This is a genomic window from Paenibacillus sp. B1-35 (assembly GCF_050474385.1).
Classification (GTDB): Bacteria; Bacillota; Bacilli; order Paenibacillales; family Paenibacillaceae; genus Paenibacillus_B; species Paenibacillus_B alvei.
Genome location: NZ_JBCHVJ010000001.1, coordinates 523,253 through 540,638 on the forward strand (window position 1 = coordinate 523,253; position 17,386 = coordinate 540,638).

A 17,386-nucleotide genomic window follows, 5' to 3' on the forward strand; every position below is an offset into this window, starting at 1 on the left:
TTCATGCGAAGGAGCAGAATGCGAAAGCATCTGCTCTTTTCGTTTTTCTTTCAGCAGAAAGCTTCATTACATGCTAGATTTCATTGCACAAAATGAATTTTAGAACTATCGCATTCAGTTCTTGAATCTTCGACTCGCATGGTATATTATGTAAGGGAATGAACATTCATTCCGCATAAAGGGTGATACGATTGTCCACTAACAAAAGAGAAGACATTTTACACGCCGCATTACATCTATTTACCGCACGCGGGTACGATGCAACAACCGTACCAATGATCGCTGATCGGGCCAATGTTGGCGCTGGCACCATTTACCGATACTTTGAGAACAAGGAGGAGCTGCTGAATTCCTTATTCCAAGAATGTACTGAAAAATTTTTCCATGCCGTTTCACAAGGATTTCCTGAAGCTGCAACTGCTCGCGCACAGTTCCATCATATTTTTGTTCAGACCATTTATTTTGCAAAGGAAAATAGAGAGGCTTTTTCGTTCATAGATTCACATTTGAATCCTAGATTGCTGGATGAGAAAAGTCTGAAGACATTCGAAGTAGGAATGGATTTTATCCGACACTTTTTAATCAAAGGACAACAGGAGGGCACAATCTCCCCGTTGCCTCCCAATGCACTGATCTCCATTTTCTATGGGGCTCTTGTTAAATTATTCGAAACAATACGAGCAGAGGTGCTGGAGGAGACGAACGAGCTTCTTGCTGGCGTGGAGGAGTGCTGCTGGAATGCGATCCGAGTCCATTAACTCGGATGTCTTCTGCACATTACGGAATGAATATTCATTCCTATGATTTGAAATCATGATTTTTATTGCTGTCCTGCACAACACGGCATCTTATGAGCTACCTCTTACGAAATGTTAGATACCATCCGAGGAGGCAAAATTATATGTCAATTTCGATTCCACAGCCCAAAACATATGGCCCGTTAGGAAATGTACCTCAATTGAATCCAAATACTCCGATACTGTCATTCATGAACCTTGCCGAGCAATACGGTGAAATCTACCGGATGAAGCTCCCATTTGGAACGCTGCATGTTGTCTCTGGCTACGAGTTGGCTAAAGAATTTAGCGACACTGCGCGCTTCGGTAAAATCGTGGACAAAACAATCTTGAACAATGTGCGCGCCTACGCAGGGGACGGATTGTTTACCTCTGAGACCAACGATCCGAACTGGAAAAAGGCCCATAATATTTTATTGCCAAGCTTCAGCCGTACAGCAATGCGAGGCTACTTCGATAAGATGCTTGATTTAGCGATGCAGCTTATCCAGAAGTGGTCTCGCCTAAATCCCGATGATCAAATCGAGGTGCCAGAGGATATGACAAGGCTAGCTATGGATACGATCGGGCTATGCGGCTTTAATTACCGCTTCAACAGCTTCTACCGTGATCAGCCTCACCCGTTTGTAACGAGTATGGTTCGGGCTTTGGAGGAATCCTTGAATCAAGCGCAGCGGCTTGGCATTCAGGATATGCTTATGGTCAAAACACGGCGGCAATTCCAGCAGGACATTGATGTCATGTTCTCCCTAGTTGATAAAATGATCGCTGAACGCAAAGCTCATGATCATGAAGGGGCAAACGACTTATTAGCTTATATGCTGAAAGGAAGAGACCCTGATACGGGCGAATCATTGGATGATGCAAACATTCGATATCAAATTATTACGTTCTTGGTAGCCGGACATGAAACAACGAGCGGCTTATTGTCATTCGCCCTATATTTTCTACTGAACAATCGTGATAAGCTGCAAAAAGGCTATGAGGAAGTAGATCGTGTACTGAAGGATCCTGTTCCTACCTATACACAGGTCAAGAACTTGAAATATATCCGCATGATTCTCGATGAATCACTGCGCCTATGGCCGACAGCTCCTGCCTTCAACTTGCTTGTGAAGCAAGATACGCTGCTCGCGGATAGATATGAGATGAAGCAAGGAGATCGCTTGCTCCTTTTGCTCCCTCAATTGCACCGTGATCCTGCTGCCTGGGGAAGTGATGCACACGAATTCCGCCCAGAAAGATTCGAGGATCCGAGCCGAATTCCCCACGATGCCTACAAGCCGTTCGGCATCGGACAGCGTGCGTGCATCGGGCAGCAATTTGCTCTGCAAGAGGCGACGCTAATGCTCGGACTTATTCTCAAAAATTTTGAACTCATCGATCATACGAATTATCAATTGAAGCTAATGGAGTCGCTCACGATAAAACCCGAGGGATTTATGATGCGAGTTCGCCCGCGTCGCACTCGCAACGAAGCAATTTCCGTTCATGGCGGTCAGCGCGTTCAATCTATTTTAGAAACAACGGCCATTTCAGAATTGAATTCGAGCTTTCCTCACAATATTCCGCTCCTCGTACTGTATGGCTCTAATCTTGGCACAGCAGAGGGAATTGCCCGCGAACTGGCGGAGAAAGGCCGACAACTAGGCTTCAAAAGTAAAGTAGCGCCCCTTAACGATTATGCAGCGGACTTGCCCAAGGAAGGCATTACGTTTATTGTGACAGCATCATATAACGGTCAGCCGCCCAGCAATGCACGACGCTTCGTAAAGTGGCTAAAGGAAGTGGAGCCAGAATCATTGAAAGGAGTTAGCTATTGTGTCTTTGGTTGCGGCGATCATAACTGGCCTAGTACCTATCAAAGCATTCCCATATTCATTGATGAACAGCTCGCGGCTAAAGGAGCGAATCGTTTGCTGCCTGTCGGACATGGCGATGCCAGCGGTGAATTCGAAACCGAAGTGGAGGAGTGGCGCGATAAGCTGTGGCCAGCAGTTATGCGTTCACTGGATTTGAAATTTGACGGAATTGATGGAATAGAAAAATCGACAGCTTCTTCTTTAACCGTAGAGGTTGTAAACATATCGGTTGAATCGCCGTTTGCCGATGCATACAATGTCCATTGTGCAACGATCCTCGACAATCACGAGCTGCAAAGGGGTGGAAACGGGCGCAGTACACGCCATATCGAGATTGAATTGCCTGAAGGAGTGTCTTATCTTGAAGGGGATCATTTAGGCGTGTTCCCTATCAATGCGGATAATCTAGTCGAACGGGTAATCAGCAGATTTGACTTAAATGGAAGCGATCATGTGGTGTTGCGAACTACAGGGAATAGTCCTTCCCATTTGCCATTACATCGCCCTGTACTGATAAATGATCTTCTAAGCCGGAGCGTCGAACTTCAGGAGCCTGCCACTCGAGCACAAATTCGCGAGCTTGCCGCATTGACGGTATGTCCTCCGCACCGAATTGAATTAGAAGCACTGCTTGAGGCAGAGAGCTACAGACAGAACATCCTTGAAAAGCGAGTATCGATGTTAGATTTACTTGAAAAATATGAGGCTTGCTTAATGACGTTTGAGCGCTTTTTAGAGCTGCTCCCGCCACTAAAAATACGATACTACTCGATATCCAGTTCCCCTCGCGTACAGCCGAATCAGATTAGTCTCACGGTAGGGGTCGTACAGAGCCCAGCTTGGAATGGACGCCATGAATATCGAGGCGTTGCTTCCAATTTTCTTGCAGACAGACAACCAGACGAATCAATCATGATGTTCATTCAGCCGCCGCAATCCAATTTCCGGCTGCCGGAGGATCCGAGTACACCTATTATTATGGTAGGACCCGGAGTAGGGATTGCGCCGTTTCGTGGATTTATTCAAGCCCGGCAGGCCATGAAGGAGCAAGGGATTTCGCTTGGCAGCGCGTATCTTTATTTTGGCTGTCGAGATGCGACGGATCATATCTATGAGGAAGAGCTTAAGCAATATCAATTAGAGGGAATTGTTACGGTACACACCGCATTTTCTCGAATTGCGGGTCAACCAAAAACATATGTCCAGCATCTTATCAAGCAGCAACAGCACGAAGTGATCGGTCTCCTTGATCAGGGAGCAATATTCTATGTGTGCGGTGATGGAAGCGCTATGTCACCAGATGTGGAGGCAACACTTAAGCAGATGTATCAAGACGTTCATGGTGTTGGCGAGACGAAAGCGAACAGATGGCTGGAGCAGCTCGGGGCCGACGGGAGATATGTGAAAGATGTATGGGCAGGCAGAAAGCTTAATTACCAAACAAGTTGTAAATGAGTTGCAGGACAAGGGCGCCCTAGATGGGCGCCCTTTATCATTTGGATAGTTCAACTAGGTCATTCGTGTGATTGTGTTGAAAGGACAGGCTTTATATACTTGATTGGAGGTTGAAAGTAGTGGAGACCTTCTAGGATCAGAGACTAGTAGGGGGAATATCAATGATATATATTGAAGCTGCCGGGGTCGAGGAAGACGATCGGTACTATTTTGAGATAGACGAGAACGGAACGGCATATCGACAAATAAGCAAATATGGCGATTCACATTGTGAGGTTTCCACTTCGCCCGATTTTGTACTGTGCGATCAAGAAGTAATTGTTGAGGCGTACGATCGTATCCTTACGAAGGAACAATTTGAAATAGAATGGCAGCAAGCTATTGAGCCTAATCTAGCGGCATGGAAGCGAACGAAGAAGCAGTATCCACCGGGTAAACCAGTTAGCGGGGAAATTGCAATGTTTTATCCGCAAGGAGCGATCATCCGATTAAGCGATAATGCTTATGCTGTAACAGATTACAATAAATTGAGAGAACGAACGCCGGCACAATATTTATATCCAGGCTACTGGATAGAAGGGATTGTCTCACAATACGATGAGATCAATTTATGGCTGGTTATCAAGAACTGTAAGATAACGGGAGAAAACTCTTTGTAGGTAGTAGCAGCGCTATTGATACTAACTTTTGCAGAAGGGAAGAGGCAAGATGACGAAAGACGAGGCGCTATTTCTTCTCAAATGCCATGCCTTCCATCATGATGATATCGAGCACGAAAAAATGACGAATGGATTTTTAGGCATGCTGAGACCTTTTCGCGGTGAATTGATTGAAGATAATTTCCACGAGCTGATGAAGATCATTGAAGTTCTGGCTGATGAGTTCGCGAAGCCGCAAGTAAACAGAATCTTGATATCGTGCTTCTGGAGCATCTGCCAGCTATCCCGCGCATGGGCTTTATATCCTGACGGCATGCTGCAGAGCAATGGCCTGCTTTCCCAAGAACAGGTTCGAAAAATCGACGAATGGATAGACATGATCTCGTATGCTGTGATGGTTTTATTGGAAGGCGAAGATCAATTGGATGAAGCGTTATGGGGATATCGAGAATACTTGCGTCACCTAGAGAAATGAAAACCGTCGTGAAGGCGAATCAATGGGTTATCGAGGAAAATATAATGCATTTAGGAGAGTTATGGAAGCTGCAAGATGACCTTTTGTTCGATTACGTAAAAAAGTAGATGCAAGCGTTTTTTCTGAAGCAGTTAATGTTATGAAAGCAGTTATCGAGATAACCATTTTTCGATATTGCTTCGTATGAACGATGAAATGGAAGAGGTGACGTGCTTAAATAAATCAACAGCGAGTATAGCATGTACTACTCTTTTCGTTCATTGTCATGGATCCGTGCAGACAATCTACATTTTGGTATAATTTCATTTTTTCAGGAAATGTTACATCTGTAAATGATTTTATACAACGGAGGATGTACGATGATTGAACGAAACGAGTTGCTCACGAACGGAGAAGTCACGATCGAACCCGATATAAGCAACCTTCCGCAATGTGTTGAAGATGTCAGAAAGGCCGTTGTTTCTAATATTCCCGGTCCGCCCGATCCGACGGATTACCACCAACTGCGCGGCAGATTGGAAGCAGTACGCAGAAAGCTGCCTGTTCTGTACCGGGACGCAGTCGTCGAACCATTCCTTAAAGCACTGGATCAACTGGGTCCAGAAGGATTCACCGACATTTTAATTCACGATCCCCTGCGCAAAGGACCGGCTTTTCTGCTGTTCGATATCGCACAAACCATACTGCAGAACGGCGAAGGCTATAATGCGGATGCCACTGACGCTTTTCAGGAGATGGTAAGCGATCTGTACGACGGTTTCTTAAGCGCTGAGGACAGAGCGAGAGTGAAACGTCCAGACTTGAGCATGATACCGCCGCTCGTCAAGTGGGGGATGCCTGAATTCGGTCCGTATACCCTGCCTATTGACATAACAGACCAGATAGGCTTAAAAACGGGTATCGTAAGTCTTCCTCCCGCTCATGCCCGGCGGGGCCTCCTGGCCTGGTCCAGCTTGGGTCATGAAACGGGCGGGCATGATATTTTGCATGCTGATACGGGACTGCTTGAAGAATTGGCGGATACGGTACGAGCGGCTCTTCTCGCGAACAATCTCGGAAATGATTTAGCTGAGTATTGGGCTAAACGCATAGACGAGACGGCATCAGACGTCCTAGGGATACTCAATCTGGGGCCTGCGGCCGGGATCGGTTTAATCGGTTATTTCCGTGGAATCCGGGCGGCCTATTCGGGTATTCCCGCGCTCAAAAATATCGGTTCTGAGAGTGACGTCCATCCTGCTGACATTTTGAGAGGATATTTAGCCGCCTATGCCGTAGGTACCCTGCAGTTCGACCAGGCTAATATATGGGAGCGGCTCATCGAGACAGAAACGGACAAAGATCTGACCCACATCCGTCTGGAAGGAAAAGTTGTCGGCGCCGAGGAAGCCAAGCTGTCTGCAAAGATCGTGGCTGCCGCCATCATGACGACGAAGCTGCATACGCTGGAAAATCATAGCTTGGATCAAATTCAAAATTGGAGAAACCTGGACGAATCCTTCACTGCGCAATTACGGGCTTTGTTGAGCACCGCGGGTCCGCTGCCTGAACATTTGCAATCTGGATTCTACGCAGCTCACGTGGTCGCGGCCGCCGTGACGGGCGCCTTGGTGCAGCATGCGGATATCGACATGATTTTTCAGCGGATGATACTGCTGTTAAAATCGATGCATGATCATAATCCATCGTGGGGACCTTTGCTTGTTTTGCATCCCGGAGATATCGTGCGCCATCGCGTATACCAGGAAGACTGATTCTAGGAACGCTAGGAAGCTCCTCACCCGAGTTGGACTCGGTGGAGGAGCTTTCTGCCAGATGGGGGTTCTGCCCTATGCACCTGAATATGATCCACTATCGTTCTTCATCTATTATTACTATAGTTTTGACTTATTGAAGCAAGCGATGTCTACTTTTACTGCAATCAAGAATGGCAATCACCAGCTTGCTCCTACTATTGATGAACTGCTTCAGTTATTCACCAGCTAACTCATATAGAACCTTTCGTCGTCATTAGAACAATAGAGAAGGTGATGCGTAATTTCGATAATTTATCTACCTTTAGCTTAGCCGTATGCTTACCTGAATAGGTATAATAAATATACGTTAGCAAACCCTAACAGCACGATACATACGAAATAGCAGGAATGAAAAGGAGATACAATGAACGAGAGACCTTCTAATTTAGACGCAGGATGGAACTTCGACAACAGTTTCACCCGTCTTCCACATTCATTTTATTCCAAACTGAATCCAACTCCTGTACGAGCGCCGGGACTTAGTGTTCTGAATGAATCGCTCGCTGTCTCCCTAGGATTAAGTGCAGAAGCATTAAGAAGCGAGTATGGCGTAGCTACGCTTGCCGGCAATACGATTCCTGAAGGGGCAATGCCTCTCGCCCAAGCTTATGCTGGACATCAATTCGGTTACTTTAATATGCTGGGGGACGGAAGAGCGATTCTGATTGGCGAACAGATTACCCCATCAGGAGAGAGATTCGACATTCAATTGAAAGGCCCGGGGAGAACTCCCTATTCGAGAGGCGGAGATGGGCGAGCTGCGCTCGGGCCGATGCTGCGTGAATACATCATTAGCGAAGCGATGTACGGTCTAGGTATTCCAACGACTCGCAGCTTAGCTGTGGTGTCCACTGGTCAACCGGTAATACGCGAATCTGAACTTCCAGGTGCAATTCTCACTCGTGTTGCAGCAAGTCATCTGCGCGTAGGAACGTTCCAATATGCATCCAATTGGTGCGGCATCGAAGATCTTCGCGCACTGGCTGATTATACGCTGCAGAGACATTATCCGGAGGCAGACGGCAGCGAGAACCGTTATTTGGGGCTGCTTCAGGCAGTGATGAAACGCCAAGCATCGCTCATTGCGAAGTGGCAGCTTGTCGGGTTTATTCATGGAGTCATGAATACAGATAATATGGCGATTAGCGGTGAAACGATTGATTATGGCCCTTGCGCCTTTATGGATGTGTATCATCCAGATACCGTATTTAGCTCAATCGATAGGGAAGGCCGCTACGCCTACGGGAATCAGCCGAATATTGGGGGGTGGAACCTTGCCCGATTTGCAGAAGCAATCCTGCCTCTCCTTAATGACAACGAACTAAAGGCTGTGGAGATAGCGGAAGATACATTAGGTGAATATTTTGATCTATACCAACGCAATTGGCTTGATGGCATGAGAGCCAAGTTAGGTATACTCCATGAAGAAGAACAAGATGAGACACTGATCCAGAACCTGCTCAATCTGATGCAGCAGCATCGTGCGGATTATACGAATACGTTCCGCGCACTTACACTCGGCATATGCGAAGAACATTCATCCTTATTTGGCAGCACCGAATATGCACACTGGTATGAGCAGTGGCAAGCAAGACTTGAACGACAACAGCATTCCAAGGATGATGTACGTCAGCTTATGCGCAGAAGCAATCCTGCCGTCATACCGCGCAATCATCGAGTTGAAGAGGCATTGGATGCTGCTTCTCAAGAAGGAGACTACAGTGTGATGCAGCGCCTGCTGCAAGTTCTCTCAGAGCCATTTGCGTACTCGACTGAGCAGGAAGAATACACTTCACTGCCAACTGCATCAACGCGCCCTTACCGAACTTATTGCGGCACATGAATCGGAAACATTGCATTGACTTGACATGAACTTTCCCAGGATGATACGATGATTGCATAATTTTCTAGGGAGAGATGTTGATGTTGGCGGTCGTTCTTAACTAATCGAATTCCATATATGAGGAATATGTAATACCAGTGAGAAGTGTTGCTGCTTAGCAATGTTTATTTGCTGTGGATGTGCGTATCCTCGGAATTAGTTAAGAACAACGGATATCATACATGCCTTAGATGATAGGTATGCCTATTTTTTGAACCCGCATCCGTGCTTCTTCAAGCACGGATTTTTGCTTTATTGTGGGGCTTATTTAGGCATCAATCAAGAAGGGCGTAGAATGACGTTTGTTCATTCTGCGCCCTTTTTCTGCGCCATGAATGAACGTCATTCCGCCATTGAGGAGGGATTTACGAATGCGTAACTTTATCGAAATCGCAAACGAAAGCGTACGCCTTGAAGAAGGCATTTCCATCATCGAACAACTATTGTTGGAGTGTTACATGAACCCTGGTATATCCACCAAAGAACTGGCCCGTGCAGCACTTATTCCCATCCCAGTTGCGGCTGCCGTCAAACGGGAGCTTATCAAGGCTGGAGCAATCGAGCAGGATAAGGGAGCACGCTGCTCGATGAGAGGCAGAGTATGGGTTGAAGAGCAATGGGGCTATCGGGGAATCAACAAAAAACTGTATCAGGAGCTGATGGCTTGCGAAGACTTGTCTCATCCCGAGCTCCACAATCTGTTGGTCGTTCTGAAGGAAATTATGATTCATCGTCCGATGGTCGATGTGCGGATCGATCAATCCAAATGTACGCCGGAGACAAGCCTGAGAAGAGCACTTCTATGTCTCCGGCAGCAGACCTTAGTAGGCAAGCAGATATTATGCGTTGGAGATATGATTTGGTCAGTATCTCCATCGGCTTGCTGCTTCAAGTACTTTTCCCTAATGGAGGGCATTCCAAAACAATCGTACAAGTAATTGATGTGGATGAACGATTTCTACAATACATTCATGATGTAGCGCAGCTAAGGCAATTGCCCATTCAATGCGTCCATCACGACTTAAGGGAACAACTGCCTGCACGCTTGCACGGGCAATTCGATTGTTTCTTTACCGATCCGCCTTATACACTGCAGGGCATGAGCCTCTTTGTATCTCGAGGAATTAGTGCACTCCGGAAGAGAAAAGGATTGCCGATATTCTTATCCTTCGCCCACAAGTCACCTGACTTCATGTTCGCGATGCAGCGTGAATTTATAAGAATGGGAATAACAACAAGTGCAACATTGCCCCGATTCAACGAATACGAAGGGGCGGAGATTATAGCCAATCGAAGTCAGATGATTATTCTCAAGACGACCGAGCGTACTATGCCAGAATGTAAAGGGCGGTTCATGGATGCACTATACACTGGCGAAGTGAGACAAACGATACGCAAGTACCAATGTAAACGGTGCGGGAACAAGATCACGGTTGGCATCCAAGGGAAGATGGCTACAATAGAGCAGCTTAAGCAGCGAGGCTGCTTGTCATGCGGCAACGATTCGTTTCATTTGATTAGTAAGAAAAAAGTAAAATAAAGTAACGGAGGATGAATATGAACATTATGATCCGAAAAGAAACAGAGGAAGACTATCAAGCTACAGAATTAGTTGTGGAGCGCTCATTTGCAGCGATGGAGCACAGCGATGGGAAGGAACATGAGTTAGTATCCCGTATTCGACAATCAGATGGTTTCATCCCAGCGTTATCACTGGTTGCTGCCCACAATCATGGTCAACTTATTGGACATATCCTGTTGTCCCGCATTACCATTCAGGGAGATAAGCACAGCGTGCAATCACTCGCATTGGCTCCGGTAGCAGTCTTGCCAGAATACCAATCCCAAGGGATTGGGAAGAAGCTTATATGCGAAGCTCTGCGACAGGCTGCACAACTTGGATACGAGTCTGTAATCGTACTCGGTCATCCTCAATATTATCCGAAGTTCGGTTTCAAGCAAGCCACTACATGGGGAATAAAGGCACCCTTTGAAGTGCCGGATGAAGCATTTATGGCATTAGAGCTGCGAGAACATGCTCTGGAACATGTAGCAGGGGTTGTAGAATACCCAAGTGTATTTTTTGAATAAAAAGCAAACCAATTCCAAAATTTTCTTCCTTGGAGGGGGTGGAACGGGAATTAGATCATGGGAGATTCTATTTTGGGAGACAGAATCGTTGCATATGGTAAAAAGTATTATGATAATTGAGTAGATATTTGGCATCGCTCTATTCGCATGACACACGCACATTTTTGACAGAAGAAGATATTCAATTTTACCATAACATCATTTGTAATGACGTTAAGCGGCTGAGGTGTGGATCCAGTTGAATGAAAGCAGCGAAGCTAATGGCTTTATCGGACTTGATGGAACGAAGATAGAGATGTTGTTCGTAGATCCAGACAACCATGGATAGGGAATATGATGTTCAAGTCAGTCTCCTCAAAGGAGTGGCTTGAACTCTTTTTGTCTTGAGATTAATTTCACAATAATTCAAGATGATGGACGTCATATTTGGATTGTTCCATCATATGATCGATACTGACCGAAAGGTTAGTAAAAAGTGAAGGAGGCGAAGCTTTGCCTGTAAGGCTCTACGAAAGAGAAAAAGTGTTGAGGGCCTGCATATCCGTATTCGCGAGCAATGGTTATAAGAACACTTCGACCGGGATGCTGGCTGAAGCAGCCGGCACATCGAAGGCTTTAATATTTCATCATTTCACCAGCAAGAAGAAGCTGTATTTCAGCTTATTGGATCATTGCATTGAAAAGTTATCAAGCGAAATTCGAGCGGACTACATACTCGATAACGAGGATTTTTTTGAGGCTATAGATACGATCAGCCGCTTAAAACTCAATTACTTTCGCAAACACGCGAATGAATACAAATTGGTGTACGAGGCTTTCTATTTGACGCCTGATGAACTGAAAGAAGACATTGAGCTGAAGTATGGGCACGCAATTGCCCTCAGGTATCAAGAGTGGGAACGATTATTTGAAAAAGTTCAGCTGCGAGAAGGCGTTCAGCGCAAGCAAGCTTTTGAGCTGATCAAGATTACGCTAGAGCATTTCCAAAGGAAGTTTATTGAGGAGCTCAAGGATATAGATAACATTGAGGAAGAATGCCTTGATGTCTTGCTTGATGAGATGAAAAGCTTCTGCTGCATGATCCGTCATGGAATTGCATCGGACACGACTGACACGAATGCATGACCCAATGATTATGGAAACGGCGAATGTGAAAAGGAGCGAAAATATGAAGAGATTAACGAGTGACGACTTTATCACTACGGAACCAATGCACGATGTCGTCTCATTTTATTCGAAATTTTATGAGCAACATGAACCGCTGTACCGCCTTGATAATTTTTTTGGCATGGGGGAAGCATGGCTCGCATTTCGCCACGATGATGTTGTTGCAATATTGAAAGACCCGCGCTTCATCAAAGACATCCGCAAGCTGACACCAAGGGAACAACCCATAGAGGAGAACGCATCCGTGAATGCCTTGATGGAATGGGTGATCAACATGCCGAATATGCTCACTGTTGATCCGCCCGATCATACCAGGCTGCGCAGGCTGGTATCCAAAGCCTTCACCCCCAACATGATTGAGGAGCTGCATCCCCGTATTCAACAGATTGCCGATGAATTGCTGGATGCTGTGCAGGAGCAGGGAAAGATGGATCTCGTATCGGATTTTGCCTATCCGCTTCCTATCACCGTCATTTCGGAAATGCTCGGCATTCCCGTTGCTAAGCGAAGCCAATTCCGAGAATGGACGCGTACACTTGGGCAAGCCTCACTGGATCCGAAGGAAAGTGAGGCGGTTGTTGCCACACTGAATGAATTTATTCAATATATTCAATTACTTCTAACCGAGAAACGCAAAAATCCTGGAAACGATGTAATCAGCAGTCTCGTTCAGACCTATGACGAAGGTGATCAATTAAGCGAGAATGAGCTCCTATCGACCATATGGCTGCTTATCTCCGCCGGACATGAAACGACATTCAATCTGATCGCGAACGGCACGCTGGCTCTGCTTCAGCACCCAGATCAGATGCGTCTGCTCCAGAACGATTCCTCTTTGGTGCCTTCCGCAGTGGAGGAATTATTGCGTTTCGCTGGTCCAGTCTTGCTTGGCAGCCGCATTGCGGGCGAAGATATAGTGCTTCACGGTCAGACGATCCGCAAAGGCGAAATGATTGTGATCACGCTGAATGGAGCCAACTTTGATCCGCATAAGTTTGCGAATCCCGGTACTTTGAACATTACGCGTGAAGAGAATGAGCACTTAACCTTTGGCAAGGGAATTCATCACTGCTTAGGCGCCCCATTGGCCCGATTGGAAGGTCAGGTTGCTTTCCGCACACTGCTGCGACGACTGCCTAATCTGCGCCTCGCAATTGATCCCGAGCATCTGACCTATAACAAGGACTCAATGCGTTCACTTGCGAGCTTGCCTGTATTGTTTTAGGCTCTTCATCACAGTTCGCTGACTGTAATTCGACGTTCACATGTCTTCAGGTTTTGTCGTATCAATGATACGCAAGCTTGAGGACATTTCTTTTTTATAAACATAAAAGCCTTTAGCAAGATTGGAACAGCATCTATCCCACAGAACAGATACAATAAAGGGAACAACGAACGACTGCTAGAAGAAAGGACAGATCTCGCATTGGATTACAATGACGATATTCAGCGCAGTATCGAGTATATCGAAACAAACCTCACCAGAGAGCTTACCGCCATTGAGATCGCAGAGCATATCGGATACTCGGTATTTCATTTTTGTAGAGTGTTCAGTGTTCACCAAGGCGTGCCTCTGATGGATTTTGTGCGCAAGAAAAGACTGATTCAGGCAAGGAGAGCGCTGCTCACGAACCGCAAAATTATCGATATTGCCCTAGATTACGGGTTCGAAACAGCAAGCGGTTTTTCCAAAGCCTTCCGCAAAGAATTTGGCTACAGTCCGACCGTTTATCTTACTAAGTTCGAAGCATGGCATTCAAGCCATCTATACATTCATTTGGAGGGAGACAGGATGAATCCTATTTTTGTAACGAAATCCGAATTCAAAGTAGCTGGCTATGGTATTCACACGAATCTGGCGAACGGGTATACGAAAGACATCGCAGCCTATTGGGATACGTATATCGGTGACAATTTAGAAAGTAAAATGTATGCGCAATTAACTCCGCCGCAGCACGGTGAGGTGGGAATCTGTATCCCCTCATCCGATGAAGGGAATATTGTCTATTTATTTGGCGTCATCGTTGATGATTATAGCAAGGTTACACCCGACATGATCACTGTCGAAGTTCCTGAGGCGCAGTATGCCGTATTCACAACACCGTCAGTCGATTACTTCGGAAGCGAAGCAGCCTATAATGCAGATCCGCTGGCTGCTGCCGTTCAAGCAACCTGGACATATATTTTCGAAGAATGGTTCCCGAACAGTGAATTTGTATACGATGAATCCAAGCTCGATTTTGAATTTTATGATGAACGCTGCCACGGCCAGTGCAATGTCGTCATGGATATTTATGTCCCAGTTAAAAAAACTGCTCAGGGGGAATAGAGTATGGAGAAGCAATATTATGGAGAATTATGTTCCTTATTTTATGATTTGGATAAGCCGGAAGCGCCGAAGGAGCAAATGGACTTCTGGATGTCTTATGCTGATAAGACAATGAGAATATTAGAGCCTATGTGCGGGTCAGGCCGTTTTCTAGTCCCATTTCTTGAACAAGGCTATCAGATCGATGGATTCGATTTGTCTGCAGATATGATACATAGATGTATAGAGAAACTCACATCATTAGGCTTCAGTACACGTATTGATATATGTGATTTTAACAACTTTGATACGACTGCTGAAAAATATGATCTTATTTTTATTGCGGCTGGATCATTATCCTTGTTAACAAAGCGTGAAGAGGTGATCAAGGCACTGAAGGTCATGAAGAATTGCTTAACCTCAACCGGACGAATTGTGTTAAGCGTTGCAACTGATCTGTCTTATCGGGGAAGCGATCCATCAAGCGTAAACCAGGAACAATTGGAATTGGCAGCGTTCGAGGAAGGCAGGAGGGTAGGGAAGGACTCCGTAGAAGTTGCACTGCGAAGCAAGCATGCTTACGATACGGACAAACAAATTTTGTACTCGATGATTTCCTACGAGTTGTACATCGATAATAGGCATGTACGTACCGAATACGAGGATTTTCATTTGAGACTGTATCAGCCAAAAGAATTTGATCGCATCGCAGAAAAATGCGGGTTAGTGGTAGGACATAAATATGCCGACTTGGATAAATCAAATGTTGATTTTCAGAATGCAGAAGAAATTTATTACGTGCTTCATCAATAGTAAGGGAGGGCGGTTGTTAATCTACAACACGAAGCCGCCCTCTTGAATTCGTTATTTAGCAGATACCGGAATATGTGTAAAGCTGGAGAAATCAAACAGCCCCATATCCGTCAGCTTCAATTCAGGTATTACAGGCAAACATAAGAATGATAATGTGACAAAAGGATTGAATTCCTGAGAAGCTCCAATACGCGCTAAAGCCTCATTAAGCTGTTCCATGTCCTCGAGTACCTTTGTATAACCATTTATCGCCATCAGTCCGGCCAGTGGAAGCTCAATCGCGGCAAGCACCTTGCCACCACTCGTCACAACCAACCCGCCCTCCATCTGACGAAGCGCCTGAATGGCAGTTAGCATATCCCGATCATTGCTGCCGGCCACAACTAAGTTGTGGGAATCATGTGCCACGGTGGAGGCGATCGCACCAGATTGGATGCCGAACCCCTTCACAATGCCAAGTCCGACGCAGCCAGTATGATGGTGCCGTTCAAATACAGCGATTTTCAACTGATCCTTCTCTACGGAAGAACGGAAATATCCGTTCTCAATGTCAACTGCCTCTACAAGATGAGTCGTAATCAGACTATTTGGATTAATGCCGATAATATGACAGTGGCGCTCCTGATTGCCAAGTTCGATTTGCAAATCCCGCTCTGTAATATCCGGCAAATGTACCGTCTTCATTAGTTGAGATGGGATAACAGCAGAATGAAGCTGCGGTCCTGTATATTGTCCGTTATCGCCAACCCTATTGCCGGCTTTATATACCTGAGCAATCGTAAGATCATGCAGATTATCAAGCAGCAGGAAATCCGCCTCGTATCCAGGGGCAATCGCGCCCTTCGTATGCAATCCGAAGCACTCAGCTGCATTCAAGGAAGCCATCTGTATCGCCTGAAGCGGATCAAGACCGCAGCGGATTGCAAGACGGGCGTTATGGTCAACGCTGCCTTCATGGAGCAGCTCATCCAAGTGCTTGTCATCCGTGCAGAACACACAGCGGCGTGCATTGCTTGCCGTTACAGCAGGGATGAGCGCTTCAACATCCTTGGCAACCGATCCCTCGCGAAGCATCACATACATGCCTCTGCGCAGCCGCACTCTAGCTTCCTCGGCTGTCACGCATTCATGATCGTTGCGGATGCCGACTGCCCGGTACACATTGATAGCCTCCTCATCTAAACCTGCGCCATGACCGTCAATCATCCGACCATTCCGATGCGAAGACAGCAGCTTGTCCACCATATCGTCATCACCGCGTCTTACAGAGGGATAATCCATTACTTCCGCCAGTCCCAATACGCGAGGATGAGCGTAGAAAGGTTCCAAACTGCCAGCATCCAACTTAGCTCCTGCATGTTCGAACGGCGTACATGGAACGCAGGAAGGCAGCATGATATATACGTCAAGCGGTAAATTCTCAGAAGCATCAAGCATATATTGAATCCCGGCTGTCCCAACGACATTCGCGATTTCATGCGGATCAGTTATGACTGTTGTAACCCCGTGCGGAAGCACGACACGTGCAAATTCAGCAGGCGTGACCATAGCCGATTCAATATGAACATGAGTATCGATAAAAGAAGGAGCAATATAGCGGCCCTCCGCATCAATGACGCGTTCTCCTTCATAGCTGCCGCCAATACCTACAATCATGCCATCTACAATCGCGATGTCGCCTTCCATGATTTCCAGATTGAAGACATCGACGATTTTTCCGTTCGTGATGACAAGATCGGCAGGCTTCCTTCTGCCTGCTGCGGCAATTCGATTAATCCAATGCTGCTTGCTCCAATTCATTCGAAATCACATTCCTTTTCTCGTTGTATAAATAGTGTGGGAAAGTATTGCCCATATAAATACAAAAGCTTTAGTTTTTGACAACTAAAGCTTGACGGTAAGGAACAAGAAAAGCTTGTCCGTATCAGAAAGTCGATTAAACAGGCTCAAAACGACTCCTTGAGACAAGCGCTCTTATCCTCGTAGTCAAGCTGTTTACGGCAGCTCGGTAGAGACGATTGGACCCTATTTCCAAAGTTATACGAAGAAGTATGCGGTTGTAATTCTCTACATTGTATAGG

The 17,386-nt window shown here is 46.1% G+C and carries 15 protein-coding genes and 1 riboswitch; of the genes, 14 read left to right on the plus strand and 1 reads right to left on the minus strand.

Annotated features, from left to right (window positions below):
- Positions 1–191: 191 nt before the first annotated feature.
- From ACQ5BJ_RS02365 to ACQ5BJ_RS02430, 14 genes are all read left to right on the plus strand, one after another.
- Entirely contained in the window at positions 192–758 is a 567-nt protein-coding gene (locus tag ACQ5BJ_RS02365; RefSeq protein ID WP_430108237.1) for a TetR/AcrR family transcriptional regulator, read from the plus strand.
- Positions 759–901: 143 nt separating this feature from the next.
- Positions 902–4,114, plus strand: coding sequence for a bifunctional cytochrome P450/NADPH--P450 reductase (locus ACQ5BJ_RS02370; RefSeq protein WP_430108239.1), 3,213 nt, complete (start codon positions 902–904; stop codon positions 4,112–4,114).
- 161 nt (positions 4,115–4,275) lie between these two features.
- Positions 4,276–4,773 carry a hypothetical protein gene (locus tag ACQ5BJ_RS02375; RefSeq protein ID WP_430108244.1) on the plus strand — a complete coding sequence of 166 codons (498 nt, stop codon included), beginning with the start codon at positions 4,276–4,278 and terminating at the stop codon, positions 4,771–4,773.
- A gap of 49 nt (positions 4,774–4,822) precedes the next feature.
- Positions 4,823–5,248, plus strand: coding sequence for a hypothetical protein (locus ACQ5BJ_RS02380; RefSeq protein ID WP_005550913.1), 426 nt, complete (start codon positions 4,823–4,825; stop codon positions 5,246–5,248).
- 332 nt (positions 5,249–5,580) lie between these two features.
- Entirely contained in the window at positions 5,581–7,002 is a 1,422-nt protein-coding gene (locus tag ACQ5BJ_RS02385; protein ID WP_268620271.1) for a hypothetical protein, read from the plus strand.
- Between the two features lie 61 nt (positions 7,003–7,063).
- Positions 7,064–7,234, plus strand: coding sequence for a hypothetical protein (locus ACQ5BJ_RS02390; RefSeq protein WP_367668747.1), 171 nt, complete (start codon positions 7,064–7,066; stop codon positions 7,232–7,234).
- A gap of 174 nt (positions 7,235–7,408) precedes the next feature.
- Positions 7,409–8,887, plus strand: coding sequence for a protein adenylyltransferase SelO (locus ACQ5BJ_RS02395; RefSeq protein WP_430108248.1), 1,479 nt, complete (start codon positions 7,409–7,411; stop codon positions 8,885–8,887).
- Between the two features lie 410 nt (positions 8,888–9,297).
- Positions 9,298–9,864: a bis-aminopropyl spermidine synthase family protein gene (locus ACQ5BJ_RS02400; protein WP_430108250.1), complete on the plus strand. Its 567-nt coding sequence runs from the start codon at positions 9,298–9,300 to the stop codon at positions 9,862–9,864.
- Entirely contained in the window at positions 9,786–10,466 is a 681-nt protein-coding gene (locus tag ACQ5BJ_RS02405; RefSeq protein ID WP_430108253.1) for a bis-aminopropyl spermidine synthase family protein, read from the plus strand. The genes ACQ5BJ_RS02400 and ACQ5BJ_RS02405 overlap by 79 nt, the downstream gene beginning before the upstream one ends.
- Positions 10,467–10,483: 17 nt before the next feature.
- On the plus strand, positions 10,484–11,017 hold the full coding sequence (locus ACQ5BJ_RS02410) for a GNAT family N-acetyltransferase (RefSeq protein WP_268620268.1): 534 nt from the start codon (positions 10,484–10,486) through the stop codon (positions 11,015–11,017).
- Positions 11,018–11,509: 492 nt separating this feature from the next.
- Positions 11,510–12,142, plus strand: a complete 633-nt coding sequence (locus tag ACQ5BJ_RS02415) for a TetR/AcrR family transcriptional regulator (RefSeq protein ID WP_430108256.1) — start codon at positions 11,510–11,512, stop codon at positions 12,140–12,142.
- Positions 12,143–12,185: 43 nt separating this feature from the next.
- Positions 12,186–13,409, plus strand: coding sequence for a cytochrome P450 family protein (locus tag ACQ5BJ_RS02420; RefSeq protein WP_268620266.1), 1,224 nt, complete (start codon positions 12,186–12,188; stop codon positions 13,407–13,409).
- 201 nt (positions 13,410–13,610) lie between these two features.
- Positions 13,611–14,513, plus strand: coding sequence for an AraC family transcriptional regulator (locus ACQ5BJ_RS02425; RefSeq protein WP_262866742.1), 903 nt, complete (start codon positions 13,611–13,613; stop codon positions 14,511–14,513).
- A 3-nt stretch (positions 14,514–14,516) separates the two neighbouring features.
- Positions 14,517–15,305, plus strand: coding sequence for a class I SAM-dependent methyltransferase (locus ACQ5BJ_RS02430; RefSeq protein WP_040736841.1), 789 nt, complete (start codon positions 14,517–14,519; stop codon positions 15,303–15,305).
- A 51-nt stretch (positions 15,306–15,356) separates the two neighbouring features.
- On the opposite strand, the gene ade is transcribed toward ACQ5BJ_RS02430, so the two are convergent.
- Positions 15,357–17,105 (minus strand): adenine deaminase, encoded by a 1,749-nt coding sequence (ade, locus tag ACQ5BJ_RS02435; protein ID WP_005550904.1) that lies wholly within the window; start codon positions 17,103–17,105, stop codon positions 15,357–15,359.
- A 163-nt stretch (positions 17,106–17,268) separates the two neighbouring features.
- Positions 17,269–17,370: riboswitch (purine riboswitch) on the minus strand.
- Between the last annotated feature and the right edge of the window lie 16 nt (positions 17,371–17,386).

Excerpts from the sequence above, each read along its gene's own strand:
- ade (WP_005550904.1), bottom strand. The coding sequence starts at position 17,105 with ATGAATTGGAGCAAGCAGCATTGGATTAATCGAATTGCCGCAGCAGGC.
- ACQ5BJ_RS02395 (WP_430108248.1), top strand. The coding sequence starts at position 7,409 with ATGAACGAGAGACCTTCTAATTTAGACGCAGGATGGAACTTCGACAAC.
- ACQ5BJ_RS02390 (WP_367668747.1), top strand. The coding sequence starts at position 7,064 with ATGGGGGTTCTGCCCTATGCACCTGAATATGATCCACTATCGTTCTTC.
- ACQ5BJ_RS02430 (WP_040736841.1), top strand. The coding sequence starts at position 14,517 with ATGGAGAAGCAATATTATGGAGAATTATGTTCCTTATTTTATGATTTG.
- ACQ5BJ_RS02375 (WP_430108244.1), top strand. The coding sequence starts at position 4,276 with ATGATATATATTGAAGCTGCCGGGGTCGAGGAAGACGATCGGTACTAT.
- ACQ5BJ_RS02400 (WP_430108250.1), top strand. The coding sequence starts at position 9,298 with ATGCGTAACTTTATCGAAATCGCAAACGAAAGCGTACGCCTTGAAGAA.
- ACQ5BJ_RS02380 (WP_005550913.1), top strand. The coding sequence starts at position 4,823 with ATGACGAAAGACGAGGCGCTATTTCTTCTCAAATGCCATGCCTTCCAT.
- ACQ5BJ_RS02420 (WP_268620266.1), top strand. The coding sequence starts at position 12,186 with ATGAAGAGATTAACGAGTGACGACTTTATCACTACGGAACCAATGCAC.
- ACQ5BJ_RS02385 (WP_268620271.1), top strand. The coding sequence starts at position 5,581 with ATGATTTTATACAACGGAGGATGTACGATGATTGAACGAAACGAGTTG.
- ACQ5BJ_RS02370 (WP_430108239.1), top strand. The coding sequence starts at position 902 with ATGTCAATTTCGATTCCACAGCCCAAAACATATGGCCCGTTAGGAAAT.
- ACQ5BJ_RS02410 (WP_268620268.1), top strand. The coding sequence starts at position 10,484 with ATGAACATTATGATCCGAAAAGAAACAGAGGAAGACTATCAAGCTACA.